Origin of the sequence: Mesorhizobium sp. M7A.F.Ca.CA.001.04.2.1, from assembly GCF_003998485.1 — a bacterium.
Taxonomy (GTDB): Bacteria; Pseudomonadota; Alphaproteobacteria; order Rhizobiales; family Rhizobiaceae; genus Mesorhizobium; species Mesorhizobium ciceri.
The window spans coordinates 1-4935 of the sequence record NZ_RZQT01000230.1; the positions used below are offsets into that span (position 1 = coordinate 1).

Consider the following 4935-nt stretch of genomic DNA (forward strand, 5'->3'; position numbering starts at 1 on the left):
TCAGAAACGCACCGTCGAGGACACGTGGCGCCACATCGGCCACCTCGTCGAAACCATCGAGGCAGCCGAATGCAAAAACTACTTCGCAAAAGCCGGGTACGCTTCCGTCAAAACGTGAAACGCTCTAGCGCGAGTTGATGCTCCTGCCCTCTCGAACGGGTTATCCGATCCGCGCCTTGCCGTCGCTGTCCGGCACGTTTGGAAACAGCACCTTCAGCTTGTGTTCCGCGCTTGCCCAACTGCGCCTGTGATGTTGCCACAGGCACCAGTTGCTCACCGCAAAAGCTAGAATGCCGACAGTCACGGCGAGACTGGCCGTCGAGCCAACGACAACCTTGAGCATCACGCCGGCAAAGACACCGGCGATGGCACCGTTGACGACATTCACCATCCCTGCGGTTCCGGCGAACGCTTGCCAGGGCCTTGGCTTGAGGCCGACATCGGCCAGCAGAGCCGTTTGGTTGTCATGGGTGGAGTGAACCAGATAGCGCGCCATCGAAGGGGTGAGCTCGGTGTAGCAGTGCCTGATGCGTGCCATGCCGCGGGCGTGGACCATGTCTTCGATGGCCACCTGCACAGCCCTGACGAATGTCACCAGCCCAATGAAGTAGAGGCACGGCAACAGGATCAGGCTGAACAGCATGAAAGGAAGCCCCATCCTCGTCACCTGGGCCACGAAAGCAAGGGCGATCGTGGCGCTGGATACCGAAGTCAGGAACAAATTTGCGCGCTGATTCGCCTCCTGAATAGTCGCCGCCCTGGCGGTCCCCAGCACCAAATGCTCCGTCGTCATCATCTGCAGGAGTTGCTGTCGGTTCTCGCCTTCATTGGTTTTTGTCTTCCTTGCAGGCATCGCAAAAAATCCGTTCAGGACGCGCTCCCCCCAACCAGCTCCTCAAAGCCGCCCACCCAGGAACGAACTGCTTCGGAAGGGGTTCCGGCGCAACCAAGACCGCTACCGTGGATCCCGGGGCAGAGCCGGATCACAGGCCGAGCCAATTTTGTCGACAGATAGCGAAACGATTGTCCCTGAGCATCGTTTCGAAACCAGACATGAATTTGATGAGGAGGCGATGATGAGCGCTACCGGTTTGGATGTCTTTGACAGGACGCTGCAGACAACCAACATCTGGCTCGACGAGATCATGGACGATCATGGTCCGGATCGGCGAATTGCATGGCACATATTGGGCGCGGTCCTGCGGACCGTAAGGGACAGGCTGCAGATCGGGCTTGCGGCCAAACTTGGGGCGGAACTGCCGCTCCTGGTGCGCGGCGCCTATTACGACCACTACCGGCCCGCAGCCGAGCCGGACAAAACGCGCTCCCTGGAAAACTTCTCGCAGCACATCGGCGAGGAATTGAAATCGATCCGCCCCGTCGATCCCGAGGATGCAGCACGCTCGGTATTCCGAGTTCTTGCACGGCATGTTGATCTTGGCCAATCGGCTAAGGTGCGCGATGTGCTGCCGAAGGAAATCCAGGCGCTCTGGCCCGAAAGCCTCGGTGTCAAATAGAGATGGCACGAATCTGACGGCTCCCCGGACAGCCAGGCCGAGGCTGGCGCCCCTGTCGGGCGTCAGTCCCGCAAACGGTTGGCGGCATGATCCTGATGCTGCTCGGTCGCGACCTGCCTGGAGTCCAAACCGCGTTCTTTGGAATGCTGTGCCTTGTCGCGATTGGACAGAACCTTGTTTTCTTCGAGCTTGTCTTTTGGCGTCACGGTCATGGCGCCTGTGCCGGAACCCTTTCCTTGTGAACCTGCTCCGATGTGCTTCTTGCTGCCGCGTGCCATGGGCTGCCTCCAATCTATGACGAATGTTCCAGGAGCGTTGCTGGTCCGTGACGCGCTTTAGTCGTCGGCACGGTTCTTGTGATGGGCGCTTTCCTGATTCTTGCCGCGAAGCATGTTGCGGTCGTCTGGATCGACGAGGTCCGGTGTGTCGGTCCTCATGTCCGCTCCCTTGCGCAGTGCTTCGCGTTCCGCCGCTGATCGTTTCAGATCCGCCTCGGCATCAAAATCCTTGCCGGCGTTCTTTGTGTTTTCCCGCTCTTCAATGATGCGAATTTGTTGATCGTGGGTTTTGCGTCCAGTCATCGCTTTCCTCCGGCGTGTTCGTGTCGGCGCCCGAAAGTGGTGCGTCGCCGGCCGTCTCTAAGGTCGGTTACGGCGTTTGCCTGTCCGAGCCTGCCTTCGTGCTGATAATGGCAAGGTGACGGGATCGTTCCGAAAGGCGTTGAAAAGCTTCTCGCCAGATGGCTCGGCTCGGCCCGGCGCTCACATTGACGCAGGCTCCGGCTGGCGCCCGCCCTTGTGAACCGCAGCGTCCTTTGAACGCTCGGCAACCGCCGGGCTGGTGCCGGATGCCTTTGCCGTCGCGGCACTCGGCTCCGCGCAGAAATCGATGACAGCCTGGATGAACTCTGCCGGATATTCGATGTTCGACAGATGGACCGCAGGCAGCACAACCAGCTTCGCGCCGGGCACCGTCGCGGCGATCAGCTCGCTGTGGCTGGCTGCCGTCACCGTGTCGTGCCGACCGGCGATCACCAGCGTCGGCCGGGGTATCAGTGCCACGGTGCGGCGAAGGTCCGCGTCGCGAACCGCCGCGAACAGACCCGCCAGGCCCTGCCGGTCGATAGCCAGCAGCATGGCGCGAAAGTCTTCGACCACAGGCTCGTTGGCGGCAACCAGCGACGCGGGGAACCAGTTGCTCAGGAACGTCTCAGCGGTTTCCGACATGTCCGGCGCCTGGCGCACCGCAGCGATCCGCTCGTCGAAATAGCTTGCCGGCGCCAGATGGGACGAGGTGTTGCTCAGGATCAGCCGGTCGATCCGCTCGGGCGCGTGGATGCCGAGCCACTGCGCGACGAACCCGCCGAGCGACAGGCCAAGGAAATGTACACGTTGCAGGTCGAGCGCATCGAGCAACTCGATGACGTCGCGGCCAAGCCGGTCCAGCGAATAGGCGCCGACCGGAACGCTCGATCCGCCATGGCCCCGAAAGTCGTAGCGCAGGACACGAAAATGCTTCGACAATTCGCCGACCTGCCTGTCCCACATGTGCAGCGTGGTGCCGATGGAATTCGACAGCACCAGCACCGGCTTGCTTGCGTCGCCGTCGAAGCGGTAGGCGATGCGCGTGCCGTCGCCCGTTGTGACGAAATTCAGCTCATTCATGATGAAGATTCCTTCTGGAACGTTGAACGAGACAGAGCCTAGCCGTGGAGCGATTTTGTTGATATTACAAAGATAAGACAAGCTCTGTAACAAAAACTGACATGGCCGAATTCACCCTGCACGATCTGCAATGCTTCGATGCGGTGGTCCGCACCGGCGGTTTTCAGCCTGCGGCGGCCATGCTGTATCGCTCGCACCCCGCGGTGTTCGCCGCCGTCGCCAAGCTGGAGCGACAGCTCGGCCTCGTCCTTTTGGATCGCAGCGGCTATCGCGTGCGTCCGACCGAGGCCGGGCTGTCGTTCCACCGCCGAGCGCTATCGCTGCTGCGCGAGATGGACGGTTTGCGCGTCCATGCCGCCCAGTTGGCGATGGGTGAGGAAAGCGAGATCCATGTGGTGATCGGCGACCTGTGCCCGCGCCCGCAGGTGCTGGGCATGCTCGGGCGATTCTTCGCACAGTTGCCCGGCACGCGCCTGCATCTGCATTTCGAAGCGGTGGGCGGCCCATGGGAGCGTCTCTTCGACGACGAAGCCGACCTGATCCTGCACTGGGTCGACAAGGGCGATGCGCGGGTGGAATGGGTCGATTTGTGCAAGGTGTCCTTCATTCCCGTGGTGGCGCCGGGCTTTCTGCCTCAGCGTATCGAGCAGCCGATCACCCCGGACCAGATGCAGGCACTCACCCAATGCGTCATGCGTGACAGCGCCCGCCATTCGCCACAACAAAACTATTCGCTGATCGAAGGCGCGCCGCAATGCCTCGTCGCCGACCAGGGCATGAAGAAGGAGATCATCCTGCAGGGCCTTGGCTGGGGCCACCTGCCCCGCTTCCTGATCGAGGAAGAACTGCAGGACGGACGCCTGCACTCCATTGCCGGCCGTCATCTGCCGGGCCGCACCGACGAACTGGTGGTGGCGCGCCGCCGCGACCGGCCGCATGGGCCGATCGCGAACCGGCTGTGGGATCATATCCAGCAGGAAGCGCCGGCATTGCGCCGTGTGCTCGAAGCGCCGAAATCCGCCGAGGAAGTCAGCGGCCAACCAGCCAGCGAAAAGCGCGACGGATGAACGTTTGAGCGTCCTCCGTCACTGGTTCGCCGTGCGCCATCAGCACTCTTTCGGCCGGCCATGCCAGTATGCGTTGAAGAGCGGCACGCGCGGCGCGCCGGTCGGTAAAGCCGGCGCGGAATTTTCGCGGCACTGAGGGCTCTGCGGCCACCATCAGATCCAGCCGGGCTACGAGCGCCCGCCAGCCCTTGAACCATCCGGCGTGGAAATGCTGGATCAGATCGGTGAACAACACTGTCCTGCTTGCGCGGTGGAAGAAGACAATCTCGGTGGTGATCCTGTTGCCGCGCACGACGACCTGGTCGAGATCGTCCGCCCAGTCGGCGGCAGGCGTATCGCCGAGCTCGCCGCAGAAGAGGATATCTCGGCGCTTTTCCCGCAGGCCGGGTGGCGCATAGACCTTGGCATCGGGATAGCCGCGCTGCCAGTCAGCGAGAAACACGTGGTGAAGCGAATTGGGCGGGATCAGGAAGCGCACCACGCCCAGAGCGTCCACATCGGCGCGCAGCTCGTTCGTGAGCTCTACCGGTGACCAGATGAACAAACCGCCCCCGGACAATCCGATAACGGCCATACGCGTGGGATAGTGAAAGCCGGCGGCCGCCGTGACGATCGGACCATCCGCAATCCAGATCCCAAGGCCGAATTCCTTGAGACTACCAGCCATTTGCACATTGCTTCCCATAG

The 4935-nt window shown here is 61.9% G+C and carries 7 protein-coding genes and 1 pseudogene; 3 read left to right on the forward strand and 5 right to left on the reverse strand.

Features of this window, described 5'->3' with window-relative positions:
- Nucleotides 1–118 (forward strand): annotated as a pseudogene (locus EN955_RS35200) (IS630 family transposase); the annotation flags it as partial.
- 42 nt (nucleotides 119–160) lie between these two features.
- Here the strand turns inward: EN955_RS35200 and EN955_RS33625 are convergent.
- The gene (locus EN955_RS33625) at nucleotides 161–853 is read right to left on the reverse strand and encodes a hypothetical protein (protein ID WP_024504111.1); all 693 of its coding nucleotides are present in this window, start codon (nucleotides 851–853) and stop codon (nucleotides 161–163) included.
- Nucleotides 854–1076: 223 nt separating this feature from the next.
- Here EN955_RS33625 and EN955_RS33630 point away from each other — a divergent pair, with 223 nt between their 5' ends.
- On the forward strand, nucleotides 1077–1517 hold the full coding sequence (locus tag EN955_RS33630) for a DUF2267 domain-containing protein (RefSeq protein WP_024504112.1): 441 nt from the start codon (nucleotides 1077–1079) through the stop codon (nucleotides 1515–1517).
- 62 nt (nucleotides 1518–1579) lie between these two features.
- Here the strand turns inward: EN955_RS33630 and EN955_RS33635 are convergent, their stop codons facing one another.
- From EN955_RS33635 to pcaD, 3 genes are all read right to left on the reverse strand, one after another.
- On the reverse strand, nucleotides 1580–1795 hold the full coding sequence (locus EN955_RS33635; RefSeq protein WP_013530133.1) for a hypothetical protein: 216 nt from the start codon (nucleotides 1793–1795) through the stop codon (nucleotides 1580–1582).
- 57 nt (nucleotides 1796–1852) lie between these two features.
- Nucleotides 1853–2098, reverse strand: a complete 246-nt coding sequence (locus EN955_RS33640) for a hypothetical protein (protein WP_013530132.1) — start codon at nucleotides 2096–2098, stop codon at nucleotides 1853–1855.
- A gap of 180 nt (nucleotides 2099–2278) precedes the next feature.
- Complete coding sequence (gene pcaD / locus EN955_RS33645; RefSeq protein ID WP_013530131.1) at nucleotides 2279–3181, reverse strand: 3-oxoadipate enol-lactonase; 903 nt, start codon at nucleotides 3179–3181, stop codon at nucleotides 2279–2281.
- Between the two features lie 101 nt (nucleotides 3182–3282).
- Between pcaD and EN955_RS33650 the strand changes: the two genes are divergently transcribed.
- Nucleotides 3283–4248 (forward strand): LysR family transcriptional regulator, encoded by a 966-nt coding sequence (locus EN955_RS33650; RefSeq protein WP_013530130.1) that lies wholly within the window; start codon nucleotides 3283–3285, stop codon nucleotides 4246–4248.
- On the opposite strand, the gene EN955_RS33655 is transcribed toward EN955_RS33650, so the two are convergent.
- On the reverse strand, nucleotides 4211–4933 hold the full coding sequence (locus EN955_RS33655) for a DUF4336 domain-containing protein (protein WP_224620599.1): 723 nt from the start codon (nucleotides 4931–4933) through the stop codon (nucleotides 4211–4213). The genes EN955_RS33650 and EN955_RS33655 overlap by 38 nt on opposite strands.
- Nucleotides 4934–4935 lie beyond the last annotated feature (2 nt).